An 18423-nucleotide genomic window follows, 5' to 3' on the forward strand; every position below is an offset into this window, starting at 1 on the left:
AATAGAAATAGTTAAATAAACTTTTAAATAAAATAACATTTTTATTTGTAAAAATTTTTATTGTTTTAGAAAAAAATTAATTTAAATTACATACAAATGTTGAAAGAGTAACGGTGAGAATAAAAGTAACTCTGTTCGCTAATGATTTGATCAGGTTAAATTTTAAATACAACCTGTATATACGGAATCTTATCTATACTATCCTACCGGAAAGATATTCAGAATTTCTTCATAATGTGGGATTTAAGTATGAAAAGAGGAATTTCAAATTGTTTACCTTTTCCAAAGTATATGGTAAATACTTCAATGAGAGAGATAAAAAATTTAAAGATGAACTTGTCTTTGATTCCGAGATACATTTTTATATAGCAAGTCCTATAACAAAAATTCTTCAATATATAGCAAGTTCGATGGTAAAGAGGGAGTCTTTTAAATTAGGTAAGAATAAGTTATATCTTAAATCGATAGAGGTATATAATATACAGTCATTTGATGGCGATGTAACTATAAAGATGCTATCCCCTATGACAATAAGGAGTACTCTTTATAAAAAAGATGGATCGAGAAAAACCTACTATTATACTCCATATGAAGAAGAGTTTAGTAGGAAAATGACAGAAAACCTCAGGAAAAAGTACTATCTGGTAAATGGTAAGCTCTCAGACGGAAATGTTGAAATTACTCCATTAAAAAATTATCGTGAGAAAGTGATATTAGGCGATAAAGATTATGTAATAAAAGCCTGGGACGGTGTTTATAGGTTAACAGGTGATCCGGAATTAATTTCACTCTCCTACGATGCCGGACTTGGTGAAAAAAATAGTCAGGGATTTGGAATGTGGGAAGTGTGGAGGGGGAAGAATGATTGAAGCAATAAGGGGGATTGGAAAATATTCTTTAAAAAGGAAAAATATTGATCCTGACGATATAATCTCCATATTAACAGAAAATCCTGTAAATAATGACAATCAGAATGCTATAGAAATTGATTTCGAAACAAAAAATAACGGACTTAAATACTGTCAAGTATTAACAAATAAAGCAGATAGCTTGAATTACAGAAAGTATTTATATAAGCCAAAGGCCGCTGCTGGTGCCAATTATACACCAACATGTTTAATCAGTGGTAAGGGTATTGAGGTAACATTTCATAACCGAATCATAAATTGGGCGTCAGGAAATGTAAATAGAAAAGGTATTGTAGGTATGCTTGCAAAATCAATAATTGAAAACAAAGATAATATCTTTAACGATCTAATTAAAAAAGATAAAGAATTAGATCTAACTGGGTGTATTTTGACTATAAAAATTAACGGTAGTTATTTGGGTGACTTAAAGGAATTTAGAGAATATCTTATAAATAATTATTATGAAAATAAATCAAAAATCTCTAATAATAAAGGTACTTGTAGCATATGTGGGAGTCAAGGATTTGTTATGGGCAATATTAAACCATGGAATTTTTATAGTCTTGATAAACCCGGATATATAGCTTCAGGATTTCAATCAAAATATGGCTGGAGAAATTTCCCAGTTTGTAAAAAATGTGGTTTATATTTAGAAGAAGGTAAGAAACACGTTGAAGATAATTTGAGCTTTAGATTTGCCAGAATACCTTACTTTTTAATACCAAAATCATTGTTAAATAAAGAAGAGTTACTAGAAGAATGTCTGGATTTTATTGAGTATGACCGAGTAAAGCAAGTAAAGATGAAAGATTTGAAGAAACTTGCTGATGATGAAGATGAGATACTTGACTTTGCCAGCGAATTAAACGATCAGATTTCTTTTGACTTTTTATTCTACGAGAAAGTACAACAAAAATTCTCTATTATTTTATATTTACAAGATATATTGCCTTCATCAATTAAGGAATTGATAAAAAATAAGGAAGAAATTGAAAAATATTGGATTTTTCATAATGCATATAAAGAAAAGGACGAATTGAAAAATGTAGAGTTTAACTTTGCCAATTTAAAGTATATCATTGGAGATACAACAATTTTCCTAAACATAGTGGAAAAGGTGTTTAAGAGAAGGCCTATCGACTATTATTATCTATTAAGCTTGATATTAAACACTTTAAGAGCGATTTTTGTCAATCCAGATTTTTCATATACTAAACCTACAACATTGAAGTCATGGCAGACGTTAATGTATATAAATAGACTTGGTCTTTTTGTAAGTAAAAATGTAGGAGGAGATGGAAAAATGTCTTTAAATGTAATTAACAATGAGATAAGGGAAAAAATCGATAAGTTTTTTGATACCTTTAAAGAGACATTCGATACTGACGCGAAAAAAGCGGTATTCCTAACAGGAGTTTTAGTTCAATTTTTACTAAATATCCAGAAACAGGATAGAGGCTCAGATCCATTTAGAAAGAGAATAAAAGGATTAAAAATGAGCAAGCAAGATATAATCAAAATTTTCCCTGAGGCTCAAAATAAACTGGAAGAGTACAATAAGAATTATTACAAACAGCTAGAAGAAATAATAGCTGAGTATTTTATTAAGGCAGGTAATGAATGGAACTTAAAAGATGATGAATTGAACTTTTATTTTCTTTTAGGAATGGATTTAAGTGATGCAAAAGATGAGAATGGGCAATCTTTATTTAAGAGTGTGAAGGTTGAAGAAGAAACAACGATTTAATAAATATGGGGAGGAAAAAATGTCAGAATTATTAAAAAATAGGCATGAAATTTTATTTTTATACGATGTAAAAGATGCGAATCCGAATGGTGATCCCGCTGATGAAAATAAGCCAAGGATTGATGAGGAAACTGGAGTCAATATCGTAACCGATGTAAGGTTGAAGCGTACTATTAGAGATTATCTGTGTGATTATAAAGGATTAACAGTTTTTGTTAAAGAAGTTAGAAAAGATTCAGGAGACCTTGAAACAAAGGAGGAAAGATTAGATGAATTAAAGATAAATAGTCCCAGTGATTTGCTTGATAAGTGCATCGATATAAGGTTATTTGGGGCAACAGCAGCTATAAAAAACAAGACTATAACATTTACTGGTCCTGTACAGTTTAGATTTGGAAGATCTTTGCATTCTGTAAAAATTGATTATGTTAAGGGAACAACAGTTATGCCATCAAAGGAATCAAAAAAACAGGGGACTTTTACCGAATGTTATATCGTACCTTACTCTCTAATAGCATTTTATGGTATTGCGAATGAAAACCTTGCTAAAATCTCTAAAATGACAGAAGAAGATCACATGTTGCTACTCGAAGCCATGTGGAATGGTACAAAAAATTTAATTTCCCGTAGTAAAGTTGGACATATGCCAAGGTTACTAATAGATATTGAATTTAAAGAAAACAATTACCATATAGGAGATCTTGACAAATTGGTAAAAATAAACTCTGATTATGATTACGAAGAAATAAGAGATATTTCTGACTTGTCATTGAATGTTGGTAATCTATTGGATGTAATTAAAAATAATAGCACTAAAATTCATAGAATAAGAGTTTCCTTTGATAAGAGATTAAATGTTGTTCCTAGAGATTCTTGGGCAAATCTTTCTTCCTATACGGGAATAGATAATATCGAATTTTTAGCATTTGATTAATTAGCGGGTCCAATTATGAAAATTTTAGCATTTGATATTTGGGGAGATTGGGCTCTGTTTAAGAAATTTTACACTACTGCCTCGCCACTCACTTTTCATTTTCCACCTATAACGACATTAAAAGGGATCGTAGGTGCGATATTAGGATTATCTAACAATCCAAAAGATAATAACTTTTATTTGGAAATTTTAGGAGACTATTTATTCGGGATACAAATTATCAAACCTATAAAAACTTATAGAATGGGATATAATTGGATAGAAACAAAAAAGGCAAAATATATGCAAATCATGCCTCCTGAAAAAAGCAGATATCAAACAATTATTGAAACTTTGAAAGATCCTTATTATCGTGTGTATGTTGGTTCGAAAGAGGAAAGCTCGTTTTGGGATAAATTAGTAGAATTAATCAAAAATCATAAAAGTATATTTACTCCATTTTTAGGTATTTCTGAACATATTGCTGAATTTAAATATGTTGGTTTATATAATGTTGATAAAATAGAAAATTCTTTAAAGAAATTTGTTTCAATCTCGTCGGTAGTTAGTATAGATGGTATTGATGATATAAGTGATTTTTTAAAAATTGAATCAGGTAAGGTGTACCAGCGAGATAAAATCCCCGTTGAGATGGATAATAATCGAAAAGTTACAAAATATTCTACCGTTTTATATGAAATGAATGGTAGAGATCTAATTATAAAATTAAAAAAATACTGGCAGTTGGAAAATGGAATCAGAATATATTTATTCGAAAATAAAATGGATATCCCATCCTCCCGATAAAAAATGGATAGAACATTCATTGAAAGTTGAAGAACTATCTAAAAAATTTTTAAAAGATTTACCTGATTGCATAAATGTATTGTTACCCAAGAAAGTATGGCAAATATTGTTAAGTAATATTTCATTTTTCCATGATATAGGGAAAGGGACAAAATATTTTCAGGATTATATTGTTTCTGAAAACAAAGTTAAAACAGAATTGTCGAATCATTCGCTTTTATCATCCTTAGTGACTTATTGGATTGTCGAAAAATTATTAGAACCAATATTTAGAGATAGTAATTTAATCAAGCTTTATTCTTTTATTGCCTTTCTAGTAGTTAGATATCACCACGGTGATTTGCAAAATCCTAAAACATCTATTTTGTTAGAACAAAATCAAATATCTTTAATAAGAAAGCAATGGGAATCAATAGACAAAGATGTTATAAACTTATTATTAAATTTTAGAAATGTTCCATTATCATATGATGAAATAGAAATGAGAATAAAAACACTTCCGGAATCATTTAAAATTAAAAAAGTGATTATCAAATTTTTAATCAATAATAAAAGATTAGATTACTATTTTATAATAAATATTTTATACTCTATACTTGTAGATGCAGATAAACTTGCTGCCGGGCTAAATTTTGTTCCCGAACAAAATCTTGAAATACCTGAAAATATTATAGATATATACAGAGAAATGAGAGGTTGGACGAAAAGTACAGAATTTTTTGATGAATTGAGAAACAATGCATATAAAGAGGTAATAAATTCAATAAGTGATATTGATAATAAAAATATATTTAGCATTCAGCTTCCTACTGGGTTTGGTAAAACATTTACTTCTCTATCTTTTGCTATAAAATTGCTTAAGAAAAAAAGATTAAAGAGAATTATTTATTGTCTACCATTTACTTCAATTATAGATCAGAATTATCATGAGATTCAAAAGATGTTTGAAACAGTTTTAAAAAGGGAAGTTGACGCTTCATTTCTTTTAAAACACCATCACTTAAGCGAATTATTTTTTAAATATGATGATAGAGAATTTTCATATTCAGAATCTCAGCTATTAACTGAGAGCTGGCATAGTAAAGTTATTGTTACAACATTTGTTCAATTATTCCACACGTTAATAGGGTATAAGAATAGGGCATTAAAAAAGTTTCATCGATTATTAAATAGTGTGATAATCCTTGATGAAGTACAGTCAATACCAATAAAATATTGGAAAGTGATTGGAGAGATGCTTAGCTTTCTTTCTGGAAATTTGAATTGCAACATCATTTTAGTAACTGCCACTCAGCCTAAAATTTTGCCAGAAGAGAAAGTGTTGAAATTGGCAAATTCAGAAAAGTATTTTAAAAGTATAAATAGAACTCATTTGAAAATAAATATACAAAATAACATGAATGTCAATCAATTAGTTGAATATGTAAAAGCACATTCAACTGGTAAGAAAAAGATAATAGTTGTTTTGAATACAATAAAAGTTTCTGCAGATTTTTATTCCAAGACAAAAAATTCTTTTAAAAATGCATACTATTTGTCATCTTATATTATTCCAAAACAAAGATTGGAAATATTAAGACATATTAATAGATTGGATGAATATTATTTAGTTTCAACTCAAATTATCGAAGCGGGTGTAAATCTTGATGCAGATATATTATTTAGAGATTTTGCTACAATGGATTCAATTAATCAGGTAGCCGGACGCTGTAATAGATTTAATATGAAAAGTGCTGGAGAAGTACATGTTTTTAAATTGGAGGATAATGAAAGAGGAAGGTTAGTTGCATCTTATATTTATGATATATCATTACTGGACATTACAGAGAAGACATTTATAAATAAAACAAAATATGAAGAGAAAGAATTCTTATATCTTTGTGATTGCTACTATGATAAATTATTGAGTTTTAATTCTATGGAGTCTGAGAAAATTCTTGATTCAATAAAGAAATTGAAATATACTGATGATGATTATGCTATATCGACTTTTAAATTAATTGATGAAAATTACGAAAAATTCGATGTATTCATTGAATATGATTCTGAAGCAGAAAATATTTGGGAAAGATACTATTCATTAAACGAAATAAAGGACTTTTGGAAAAAACATGAAGAATACCTTAAAATAAAAAACAAATTACAGAACTATATAATAAGTGTTAATTCGAAAGACCTTGAACTAAACAAACCGCCCTTAGTTAACGGTATTTACTATGTTTCAAGAAACCAGTTAGATGAGTATTATGATATAGAAACAGGGTTTAAAAAAATTAGCTCGGCGAGTATATGGTAGATAATTATAAGCAATTTTGTTTTTTTTGAATTTTTAATAGGTTAAAAAATAGTATTGTTTAATTATATTTTTAGAAACGGCGAGAATAAATAGTTTATGGGATAAAATGACATTTCAATCTACTATTTATGCTACCCTCATCTGGTATTATTACATCTGTCCACGTGAGGTTTGGCTTATGTCCAGACAGCTTACGCCTTCGCAGGATAATCCCTTTATTGACATTGGAAGATATATTTCAGAGGAAGCATATAAAAGAGAAAGAAAAGAAATTCGTATTGAAAACATTGTAATAGACCTGCTAAGAAAAGAGGGGGATAATGTTGTAATCTGTGAAGTTAAGAAAAGTTCTCGTTTTGAAAAAAGTGCAAAGATGCAGCTTGCTTATTATCTCTTAAGATTAAAAAAACTTGGTATCTCTGCTACCGGGGAGCTTCTTTTTCCGAAAGAAAAGAAAAAGGTCTCTGTAACTCTAACAAAAGAGATTGAGGAAGAACTAATTTCTGCACAAAGACAGATAAAGTCAATCATTCAGATGGAATTGCCACCGCCAGTTCGGAGAATAAAATTTTGCTCAAAATGTGGTTATCGTGAGTTTTGCTGGTCATGAAACGCACTATTTATATATTTTCCGATGGAGAAATTAAGCGAAAGGGGAATACTTTATATTTTGAAAATGAAAGTGGTAAAAAATATATCCCTGTCGAAAATTGTAATGAGATATTAATATTTGGAGAAGTATCTTTTAATAAAAAACTTTTAGAATTTTTATCTCAGCATGAGATAATTCTGCATTATTTCAGCCATTATGGATATTATATGGGTTCTTTTTATCCAAGGGAACATTATAATTCAGGGTATATGATAATAAAACAGGCTGAACATTATCTTGATAAAAACAAGAGATTTAATCTCGCAAAAAAATTTGTACATGGCGCAATAGAAAATATGCTTAAAGTACTGCAGTATTACAATAGAAGGGGTAAAAATCTTGAATCGAATATCACGTCAATAGAGGATCTAAAAGGAAATATAAATGAAATTAAAACAGATGAGGAACAAGATCCAATATTTCAACTTATGGCTGTTGAAGGGAATATAAGGGAAATATATTATAAATCTTTTAATAAAATAATTGAAAATAATGATTTTAAGTTTGAAACTCGTTCAAGGAGACCACCCAAATCCAGAATAAATGCTTTAATCAGTTTTAGTAATTCATTGGTATATACTGTCGTTCTTTCTGAAATTTATAAAACCCATCTTGATCCCAGAGTAGGTTATCTTCATAGTAGTAATTTTAGAAGATTTTCTTTAAATCTTGATATAGCTGAAGTTTTTAAACCAATAATTGGGGATAGAACCATATTTTCTCTTATCAACAGGAGAGTACTAAATCATAATATGTTTTTAAGTGAGTTAAGTAACGAAAAAGTTGGAGGGATTGTCTTAAATGATAAAGGAAGAAGAGTATTTGTTGAGGAATTTGATAATAGAATGAAAAATACAATAAAACATAAAACACTGAAAAGAAATGTATCATACCGACAGCTGATATTGCTTGAGGCTTATAAAATTCAAAAACATCTGATGGGAGAAAAAGAATATGAGCCTTTTGTAGCTCAGTGGTAAACATTATAGGGGGCAACGTTGTATGTAATACTTGTTTATGATGTTGGAGAAAAAAGGGTAGCAAAAACCTTAAAGACATGCAGGAAATACCTACATTGGGTTCAAAATTCTGTATTTGAAGGAGAGATAACGAATGCCAATCTTGTCCGATTAAAGGGGGAATTAAAAAGAATTATAAAAAAAGAAGAAGATTCGGTTGTGATATATCAATTTAGGACTTTAAACTATAGTACGCGCGAGATACTAGGACAGGAGAAGGGTGGAGAAAAATATATATTATAATCTGTCGACCTACGATAGTGTAAAAAAACCAGGGGTTCGACAGAAATCCTCTCGTCGAGAGCTCTAATTTTTAAGTGGTAATTTTTCTTGCCCTTAATTTTATGATAGATCATTTTATAGTAAGAATTCGACGATTATTTGAAAATTGATAGAATTATAAAATAGGTTTTAAGCCTACCTATGAGGAATTGAAACACTCTTGGTCAAATTCTGGTATGGATAAATCCAATTGTTTTAAGCCTACCTATGAGGAATTGAAACTTCCTCTCCTGCTACGGGAGAGGTAGCGATTTTTGACCGTTTTAAGCCTACCTATGAGGAATTGAAACTCTTGTATATTCTTATAATGATAATTTTGGTTTACATGTTTTAAGCCTACCTATGAGGAATTGAAACGAAGATGAGAACGAGGTAAATAACTATGATAAATTGGGTTTTAAGCCTACCTATGAGGAATTGAAACATTACTGGGAGTTGAATGAAAGATTTAAGAGATTTTTGTTTTAAGCCTACCTATGAGGAATTGAAACGTTTTTCATGTTCTTTCATTTTATTCCTCACTAATTGAGTTTTAAGCCTACCTATGAGGAATTGAAACTGTGTTTTTTTCATTTTATCTGCCTTTTTTAATATAGTTTTAAGCCTACCTATGAGGAATTGAAACGTAGGACAAATTCACGATTCAATTTTAATTGATGTTAAGTTTTAAGCCTACCTATGAGGAATTGAAACGCAGAACAGAAAGAAAATAAACTAAAGATTTCAGATGTTTTAAGCCTACCTATGAGGAATTGAAACCTATCGCTCTATACTTCTCTCCATTCCATTCACCTAGTTTTAAGCCTACCTATGAGGAATTGAAACGAGATAGGTGATAAAGGATATATGAAGCAATTTATTTACGTTTTAAGCCTACCTATGAGGAATTGAAACACCTCCGAACTTCAGACTTCACTTTTACCAAATATTGTTTTAAGCCTACCTATGAGGAATTGAAACAAGATTCCTGAAACCTTAGAATTGATAAGACAGGAAGTTTTAAGCCTACCTATGAGGAATTGAAACATTAGTTGTTCTTTCGATTTGTATCCCGCATAAACACGTTTTAAGCCTACCTATGAGGAATTGAAACCCTATTTCTGCATACTCACCATATATGGAATTTCTGGTTTTAAGCCTACCTATGAGGAATTGAAACTAAATCCTCTTGTTCATACCAACTACCATCAACAGGGGTTTTAAGCCTACCTATGAGGAATTGAAACACGAAATTGTTAAGAAAGTAAGTGTTGTAGACTTGAGTTTTAAGCCTACCTATGAGGAATTGAAACCTATCTAATTCCTTAGGATTAACATCAATTAAAATGTTTTAAGCCTACCTATGAGGAATTGAAACTGTCCTGAATGACTTTTTTCTTATGATTTTCCCAGTTGTTTTAAGCCTACCTATGAGGAATTGAAACTCAAACTTCATAATATTAAAACTGAAAAAAGGAAAAGGTTTTAAGCCTACCTATGAGGAATTGAAACTCATCAGGAGGAGATTTGAAACCCCCCATTCCGTAAGGGTTTTAAGCCTACCTATGAGGAATTGAAACAGTATACCGAGAGTATTAAAGCCAACATAATTCCTAGTTTTAAGCCTACCTATGAGGAATTGAAACTGACTATGAATTAGAAAATCGAGTAAAAGTATTATCGTTTTAAGCCTACCTATGAGGAATTGAAACAAATTTTTATTATGTTATCTATTTTTCTTTGGTTATCGTTTTAAGCCTACCTATGAGGAATTGAAACGAAGGTGCTATTGGTATATTGAAATCCTCATATAATTGTTTTAAGCCTACCTATGAGGAATTGAAACTCGTTCCACCTGAAATACTCTTTTTTTCAGTCCCTGGTTTTAAGCCTACCTATGAGGAATTGAAACCAGGTGTTCCAAATCGAAATTATATTCTGTTTCATACAGTTTTAAGCCTACCTATGAGGAATTGAAACTCAACAACTTTTTCTCCAGTTCCCCGGAGGAATATGGTTTTAAGCCTACCTATGAGGAATTGAAACTTGAATACCTTTATCATTTGCATAATCACCTATTGTGTTTTAAGCCTACCTATGAGGAATTGAAACATGAAAGAATTCAAAGATATAGCAGTTAAGATCGATGTTTTAAGCCTACCTATGAGGAATTGAAACCCAGTGCTTGCAGTCTTTATTATCTTATTAGCACCGTTTTAAGCCTACCTATGAGGAATTGAAACCCTTAATAGTTTCTTTTTTGAAATTCATTTTACTCTGTTTTAAGCCTACCTATGAGGAATTGAAACCTTTTCAAAGACCAGGGGCTGGTGCAAAATTTTTTGAGTTTTAAGCCTACCTATGAGGAATTGAAACATAGTATAAGTTCCATCTCCATTATTAGTTATTGTTCCAGTTTTAAGCCTACCTATGAGGAATTGAAACCCTGTATCTATTTGAGAAATAACTCCACTATCACTTACGTTTTAAGCCTACCTATGAGGAATTGAAACCCCTCCTTCTGGGAATTCGTTCAACGGTATTGTGATGTTTTAAGCCTACCTATGAGGAATTGAAACCGTCCCAAGCTATATTCCCTTGAGCCAAACTACCAGGTTTTAAGCCTACCTATGAGGAATTGAAACTGATTTGATTTTAGATATTTGCTTTCTAACGGATTCTGTTTTAAGCCTACCTATGAGGAATTGAAACATTTCTTAAAGGAATCTAAGAAATACGAAAACGTTTGTTTTAAGCCTACCTATGAGGAATTGAAACAGTGAAAAATTGGACAACATAGCTGAAAAATTAGAAGTTTTAAGCCTACCTATGAGGAATTGAAACCTTTGGAGTTCCATTTCAATCCTAACCATTCAATGGTTGTTTTAAGCCTACCTATGAGGAATTGAAACCTTTGGAGTTCCATTTCAATCCTAACCATTCAATGGTTGTTTTAAGCCTACCTATGAGGAATTGAAACCTTCTCTCGGTGCAGCATATTATATGTATAATGATATGTTTTAAGCCTACCTATGAGGAATTGAAACTGTGTAGTGAAGCTGTTATTATATACGAAAATGATGGTTTTAAGCCTACCTATGAGGAATTGAAACATAAACATCACATTTAGGATAAGTCCATACAAACCCTGTTTTAAGCCTACCTATGAGGAATTGAAACAATTATGGACAAGAAGGAACTCCAACTCTTGATGCTGGGTTTTAAGCCTACCTATGAGGAATTGAAACAATATTTTGGGAAATATAAAAAAGCACCTTTTAATCTTCGTTTTAAGCCTACCTATGAGGAATTGAAACGAATATGTGTGGTTTCGTGGGCTATAGATTCCAATAGTTTTAAGCCTACCTATGAGGAATTGAAACTCCTCTTGGCGGTCATATTCATTTTAGTATTCCGCCGTTTTAAGCCTACCTATGAGGAATTGAAACACAAAAGATGTTATTAATGTAAATAGTGAAGGCGGGGTTTTAAGCCTACCTATGAGGAATTGAAACAAATCATAATAATTTTGGGTACTGCAGATTGTATTAGTTTTAAGCCTACCTATGAGGAATTGAAACACTATGTTATCAAATTGTTTTAATAACGTTTAATAAGTTTTAAGCCTACCTATGAGGAATTGAAACACCTGAATTATATTACTTGGAGGACCAAAATGAGAGGTTTTAAGCCTACCTATGAGGAATTGAAACGCTAAAATTCCAACAATAAACAATTTGTATGGATGTGTTTTAAGCCTACCTATGAGGAATTGAAACTGGTTTTTATTTTGCCATAATTTTAATTCTAATTTTGTTTTAAGCCTACCTATGAGGAATTGAAACTATGCAATCTTGAACAATTCAAATAGTTTATCCCCAAGTTTTAAGCCTACCTATGAGGAATTGAAACAGATTCGTTCCAGATATAAAGATTACGAAGCTATCAAAGTTTTAAGCCTACCTATGAGGAATTGAAACTTGGTTCTTTTTTATTCTTTTCCCAGCTAATAACCCAAAGTTTTAAGCCTACCTATGAGGAATTGAAACAATGCTACTACCTATGGTCAGATTTGTAAATCTTTGGGTTTTAAGCCTACCTATGAGGAATTGAAACCCTCTCTGTCTTCATATTCCCCTTCGGGAATTTCAAGTTTTAAGCCTACCTATGAGGAATTGAAACTCCTCTTTAACAGAAGATTTTAATAAAGATGAAATAAGTTTTAAGCCTACCTATGAGGAATTGAAACCAAAAGGTTCTTTTCCAGAGTGAGAAACGGTCAAAGTTTTAAGCCTACCTATGAGGAATTGAAACCCCAATTTCTGTTTAGGATACCATCCATTCTTCATTGTTTTAAGCCTACCTATGAGGAATTGAAACATAGATAATAAACTACGTGTAACACATCCAAGACATTCGTTTTAAGCCTACCTATGAGGAATTGAAACCCTATTTCTGCATACTCACCATATATGGAATTTCTGCGTTTTAAGCCTACCTATGAGGAATTGAAACCATTTTTGAGGCTCTATCAGTTGAAATGCATACTGGAGTTTTAAGCCTACCTATGAGGAATTGAAACCAGTTTATAAAGGTTATGGTGATCCTACGAAGAAAGAGGTTTTAAGCCTACCTATGAGGAATTGAAACTATATTCTTTTATCAATTCCTTCGGTTTGACTTTTTCGTTTTAAGCCTACCTATGAGGAATTGAAACCCACAAAATATGTCCCTTTCCCCTCCAGTTTCCCTAAGTTTTAAGCCTACCTATGAGGAATTGAAACCTGTATAGTATATGATGAATCACGGAAAGGTAGTATAGGTTTTAAGCCTACCTATGAGGAATTGAAACGAAAACTTTTTATATAACTGGATTTCATTTCCTCTAAAGTTTTAAGCCTACCTATGAGGAATTGAAACACTTAGGCTCTCATCAGTTTCCTTTTTTATTCTTATTGTTTTAAGCCTACCTATGAGGAATTGAAACTCAAAAGGACGTGATGGAGCTCGTTTAATATATGGTATGTTTTAAGCCTACCTATGAGGAATTGAAACGGAGGACCTTAAAATGGCAAAAGTAGAGTACTCAGCAGTTTTAAGCCTACCTATGAGGAATTGAAACTATACTAAAGCGTATTTTTCGTCTTCAATTATAGCACGTTTTAAGCCTACCTATGAGGAATTGAAACATGACTGGGTTGACAATTCATCTGAGAATGTGAGTAGTTTTAAGCCTACCTATGAGGAATTGAAACTCTGATAGAATTCATAAGTGTCCTAAATGTGGAATTGGTTTTAAGCCTACCTATGAGGAATTGAAACACCCAATCTTTGACTTTATAGAAGTTGTATCCGATGTTTTAAGCCTACCTATGAGGAATTGAAACGCAGTTAGATTATAATTTCCTAAATCAACGTCTTGGTTTTAAGCCTACCTATGAGGAATTGAAACAGAAGGAAAAGGATTGGATTAAAGTTTTTCCAGAAAGGTTTTAAGCCTACCTATGAGGAATTGAAACTGGTATAGTTTTTGTAAGCATACCATAGGAAATTGTGTTTTAAGCCTACCTATGAGGAATTGAAACGAAGCTTGGAGTTTGGTAAATAATATCAAGGATTATTTGTTTTAAGCCTACCTATGAGGAATTGAAACCAAATACTTCTTACTTTTAATATCAGGTATCTTATGTTTTAAGCCTACCTATGAGGAATTGAAACACTGTTGCCCTAAATCTGTCCATGTAAGGCCGTAGTGTTTTAAGCCTACCTATGAGGAATTGAAACTACGATGTGGGAGTAAATTGGACTGATTTAGGACAGGTTTTAAGCCTACCTATGAGGAATTGAAACGTTTTAAGGCTTTTATTCCAGCTTCGCAAACCTGCGTTTTAAGCCTACCTATGAGGAATTGAAACCCTGATTCAATATCTGATCTTAATATTATTCGTTATGTTTTAAGCCTACCTATGAGGAATTGAAACGAGGAAATTAGAAAAATATCTAAAGAGGGAACTATGGTTTTAAGCCTACCTATGAGGAATTGAAACATTTTCGGCACAAACTTATTTATTGGAAAAATACTTTGTTTTAAGCCTACCTATGAGGAAATGCAAAAAGCGAGCAAGCTATCAAACCAGTCTCTTTGAGACCCTCCGAAGGAGTTCTATCGAACCTTCGGGGCAAGCCAGCAAGCAAGTAAAGTTGTATTGCTATCTTTGAGGAAAATATAAACAGTGAACAAGCTAAAAAGCTTGCAAGCCTTTAAGCCTGCTAGCTATTAAGGTTTTAAGCCTACCTATGAGGAATTGAAGCCCAAATTATTAAACGATATTTTGTCGAGTAATTTGTGTTTTAAGCCTACCTATGAGGAATTGAAACGAAGCATAATCCCTATCGAAATAGAGAATAGAGAAGTTTTAAGCCTACCTATGAGGAATTGAAACACCAATCCCAATCTTTTTTATGAAAAAGGCTTTTTCCTAGTTTTAAGCCTACCTATGAGGAATTGAAACTTACACCACCTAATATACTTTTAACAGAACATCCCCTTGTTTTAAGCCTACCTATGAGGAATTGAAACTCTAATGGATTGTATGAAGTTGAAATAAAACTAAAAGGTTTTAAGCCTACCTATGAGGAATTGAAACCTTCATAATTCTGGAGAGTATCACTTTCGAAATCAGCGTTTTAAGCCTACCTATGAGGAATTGAAACTCACTTATCCAAGTCCCTGATCGCATATGTCGATTAGTTTTAAGCCTACCTATGAGGAATTGAAACACCATAATTATCCCTCCTTTCTAATTTGCATTATATGTTTTAAGCCTACCTATGAGGAATTGAAACTCGCCTGAATATCCATTTTCAAAATATATATAATCTGTTTTAAGCCTACCTATGAGGAATTGAAACTTTGCACCGTCCATTTTTCAGCATTTACCTCGATTTCGTTTTAAGCCTACCTATGAGGAATTGAAACACAGGTTCTCCCCTAGCAAACCTACTGCCATAGCTATGAGTTTTAAGCCTACCTATGAGGAATTGAAACTCAGGTAAAGAACGTTTAATCTGGTCTTTGTATTTTTCAAGTTTTAAGCCTACCTATGAGGAATTGAAACTTCTGCTTCTTTCCGTGATTTGCAATGAAAGAGAGCGTTTTAAGCCTACCTATGAGGAATTGAAACTCTCATCATATGACGATAAAACTGCATTTGTTGAATGTTTTAAGCCTACCTATGAGGAATTGAAACTTGAAAACAAATAGTGCCTCTAAGTGATTCACACCGTTTTAAGCCTACCTATGAGGAATTGAAACATATAAACGTGAATGCCCGCAGGATAATATTCATTGTTTTAAGCCTACCTATGAGGAATTGAAACTTATCCTAATGATTAGGATTTACTATCCTATCGTGTTTTAAGCCTACCTATGAGGAATTGAAACAAGCGAGCAAGCTATCAAGCCCGTCTCTATGAGACCCTCCGAAGGAGTTCTATCGAACCTTCGGGGCAAGCCAGCAAGCTTTTAAGCTTACATATGAAATGAGTCAGAAAAGTATTGACAAATAAGAAAAATATATTATATTTTAAAGTGTTCGAGTATGGAAGAATATAGTGTTGATAAGGAGGTATAAGAGTGACAGGTAAAACAAGTAATAGGGGTTTTCTCTATTTGTTAGCAAGAATTCTGGGAGATATAAATGCAATATTAAAAGGAAAATCAGGTAAAAGAATTATACGCCGTCAAGCTGGCAAAATTGCAGGTAGAGGTATGAGAAAATTGCTTAAATGATTATGATAAAAAAATTAGAATGGGAAACCGGAATTGGATTATGCATTGCTATGCACATCGTGCTTTTATGATGAGAGAACTTATCAAAATAAAAAATACACAATATTTTAATCATACTATTTCTTATTTATACTTAAAATGCAGGTTATAAATTATTAAAAAGCATTATCTATTTTCTTACTTTGAAATTAATAATTTTTATTTTTTTCGTCTTAAGAATCTGGAGAGATTTTTAAAGATAAAAAAACAAATCTATAAAAAGTGTTAAACACATGATGGAGATAAAACATGTATACTACAAAATTTAAATGTAGTGTTGTAACACCAATGTTTATGTCAGGTGCAGACAAAAGGACACCTGAGTTGAGACCATCGGAATTTAAGGGCATGATGAGGTTCTGGTGGAGAGCAGCTAAGGCGGAAAACGATATTACAAAACTTAGAGAGGAAGAGGCTGAAATATTTGGTGGAACAGGTGAAAGTGAGGGAAAGAGTAAGGTAAATATAAAGATTGTTTGTGATAGAGAAATGTTAAAAAAATTTTCCGGTATGAACTTGAAGAACGATTACAACCTACAATGGAGTTATGGTAAACATTCAGGCATTGGATACATTTTATATTCAACAGTATTACGAAATAGTGAGCGGGGATTTATAAAGGATGGGTTTTCATTTGATTTTATTTTATCATCAATGGATGAAAAAACTTTTAAGCAGACCATTGCTTCTTTCTGGCTTACAATCTATCTTGGTGGACTTGGAACGAGGGCAAGAAGAGGTGGAGGATGCTTATCTGTTAAAGAAAAAGCTGGAGAAACTTTTGGATTAAGCTTTGTGCCTGAAGGAAATAATTCGCTTAAAAATTGGTTAATAGAGAATTTTAATAGGGCACAGGAAATGATTGGTGGCAAAGCAAAAGATTTTTGCTATTCTTACAGTAATTTAAGTATTTCAAGAGTTATGTTGAGTAACAAATCATTTAGAGATTGGAAAGAGACTCTTAACGATATAGGTTCACTTTACTCCAATTTTAGGTTAAAAAACAGAAACAAAATTTTTTTAACAGGAGCGTTTGGATTACCCGTAATGCATAGAAACACCAAAATAGTTGCTGCTAGATTAGGCAACAGGCTAAAATTAAACCGCAGATCAAGTCCTATAATTATTAAAGTTATGAAATTTAATAACAATTATTATTGGATGGCTATTAGATTAGCAGGGGAATTTTTGCCACCAGGTATTGTATTGATATCCAGAGATAGAAGAACCCAAAAACCGGAGTATAATTTAATTGATGAATTCTGGAACTTGTTAAAAAGAAAAGGAGAAGAAATTATTCTTTCTATACCAGAGAAACTTTTAAAAACAGTAGAGAAGATCAAAAAAACTAATCCAGATAAAATAGTTCTATTTGGTTCAAAGGCAAGGGGTGATTTTTATGAAAAATCGGATATAGATATAGCTGTATATGGTGAATACCCAGACGATATTGAGGGAAATATTGATATAGTAAATATTGCTAAAGCTGATCAAAAGCTAAAAGAGAAAATTGAAAGAGAAGGAATTAGCCTTTATGAGCGAAAGACTTAAAGCAATTTTTATAGACTTCGAAAGGACTTATAGGAATCTGATAGAAGCTACTAATAATGCCAAAACAGATTTGGAAATAGATGGCGCAATAAAAAGATTTGAATTATGTTATGAGCTTGCGTGGAAGATTATAAAGGAATATTTAGCTAATCTTGGTATTATATGCAAAAATCCTAGAGATTGCTTTAAGTATGCTTATCAAAATGGCCTTATAAATGACGAAAATGTATGGCTTGAGATGATAGGAGTAAGGAATCAGCTTGTCCATACATACACATCAGAACAATCAAGAGAAGTTTTTGAGAAAATGAGAAGTAAATACATAGAGGCATTTGAAAACCTTTATATTTCTATAAAAAAGGGAGTAAATGATGTGGAATATTAAACTAAAACAATTTCTCCACGATCCTGTTGATAAATGTTTTGGTATTCAAGGTC

The 18423-nt window shown here is 31.7% G+C and carries 11 protein-coding genes and 2 CRISPR repeat arrays; all 11 genes read left to right on the forward strand.

Translation table 11 applies throughout. From position 1 onward, the window contains the following. Positions 1–113: 113 nt before the first annotated feature. The 11 genes from cas6 (at position 114) to H0Z29_08460 (ending at position 18370) form a co-directional block, all read left to right on the forward strand. Entirely contained in the window at positions 114–869 is a 756-nt protein-coding gene (gene cas6 / locus H0Z29_08410) for a CRISPR-associated endoribonuclease Cas6 (protein ID MBO8131519.1), read from the forward strand. Then, the gene (locus H0Z29_08415) at positions 862–2655 is read left to right on the forward strand and encodes a TIGR02556 family CRISPR-associated protein (GenBank protein MBO8131520.1); all 1794 of its coding nucleotides are present in this window, start codon (positions 862–864) and stop codon (positions 2653–2655) included. Before cas6 ends, H0Z29_08415 begins: the two co-directional genes overlap by 8 nt. Before the next feature lie 19 nt (positions 2656–2674). Next, positions 2675–3589 carry a type I-B CRISPR-associated protein Cas7/Csh2 gene (cas7b, locus tag H0Z29_08420; GenBank protein MBO8131521.1) on the forward strand — a complete coding sequence of 305 codons (915 nt, stop codon included), beginning with the start codon at positions 2675–2677 and terminating at the stop codon, positions 3587–3589. A gap of 15 nt (positions 3590–3604) precedes the next feature. Next, the gene (cas5b, locus tag H0Z29_08425) at positions 3605–4375 is read left to right on the forward strand and encodes a type I-B CRISPR-associated protein Cas5 (GenBank protein MBO8131522.1); all 771 of its coding nucleotides are present in this window, start codon (positions 3605–3607) and stop codon (positions 4373–4375) included. Then, positions 4320–6671 (forward strand): CRISPR-associated helicase Cas3', encoded by a 2352-nt coding sequence (cas3, locus tag H0Z29_08430; protein MBO8131523.1) that lies wholly within the window; start codon positions 4320–4322, stop codon positions 6669–6671. Before cas5b ends, cas3 begins: the two co-directional genes overlap by 56 nt. A 106-nt stretch (positions 6672–6777) precedes the next feature. Further along, entirely contained in the window at positions 6778–7281 is a 504-nt protein-coding gene (cas4, locus tag H0Z29_08435; protein ID MBO8131524.1) for a CRISPR-associated protein Cas4, read from the forward strand. Beyond that, positions 7278–8303 carry a type I-B CRISPR-associated endonuclease Cas1 gene (gene cas1b, locus H0Z29_08440; GenBank protein MBO8131525.1) on the forward strand — a complete coding sequence of 342 codons (1026 nt, stop codon included), beginning with the start codon at positions 7278–7280 and terminating at the stop codon, positions 8301–8303. The genes cas4 and cas1b overlap by 4 nt, the downstream gene beginning before the upstream one ends. An 18-nt stretch (positions 8304–8321) precedes the next feature. Further along, positions 8322–8585 (forward strand): CRISPR-associated endonuclease Cas2, encoded by a 264-nt coding sequence (gene cas2 / locus H0Z29_08445; GenBank protein ID MBO8131526.1) that lies wholly within the window; start codon positions 8322–8324, stop codon positions 8583–8585. 165 nt (positions 8586–8750) lie between these two features. Next, a CRISPR array of direct repeats spans positions 8751–14717; the repeat unit is 30 nt; unit sequence GTTTTAAGCCTACCTATGAGGAATTGAAAC. Positions 14718–14885: 168 nt separating this feature from the next. Next, positions 14886–16047: direct repeats of the CRISPR family, unit length 30 nt; unit sequence GTTTTAAGCCTACCTATGAGGAATTGAAAC. Between the two features lie 192 nt (positions 16048–16239). Beyond that, complete coding sequence (locus tag H0Z29_08450; GenBank protein ID MBO8131527.1) at positions 16240–16395, forward strand: hypothetical protein; 156 nt, start codon at positions 16240–16242, stop codon at positions 16393–16395. A gap of 288 nt (positions 16396–16683) precedes the next feature. Continuing rightward, positions 16684–17985, forward strand: a complete 1302-nt coding sequence (cmr1, locus tag H0Z29_08455) for a type III-B CRISPR module RAMP protein Cmr1 (GenBank protein MBO8131528.1) — start codon at positions 16684–16686, stop codon at positions 17983–17985. After that, positions 17969–18370 (forward strand): nucleotidyltransferase substrate binding protein, encoded by a 402-nt coding sequence (locus tag H0Z29_08460; protein ID MBO8131529.1) that lies wholly within the window; start codon positions 17969–17971, stop codon positions 18368–18370. The genes cmr1 and H0Z29_08460 overlap by 17 nt, the downstream gene beginning before the upstream one ends. Positions 18371–18423 lie beyond the last annotated feature (53 nt).

This window comes from Candidatus Neomarinimicrobiota bacterium (assembly GCA_017656425.1).
Classification (GTDB): domain Bacteria; phylum Fidelibacterota; class UBA2242; order UBA2242; family B5-G15; genus JACDNV01.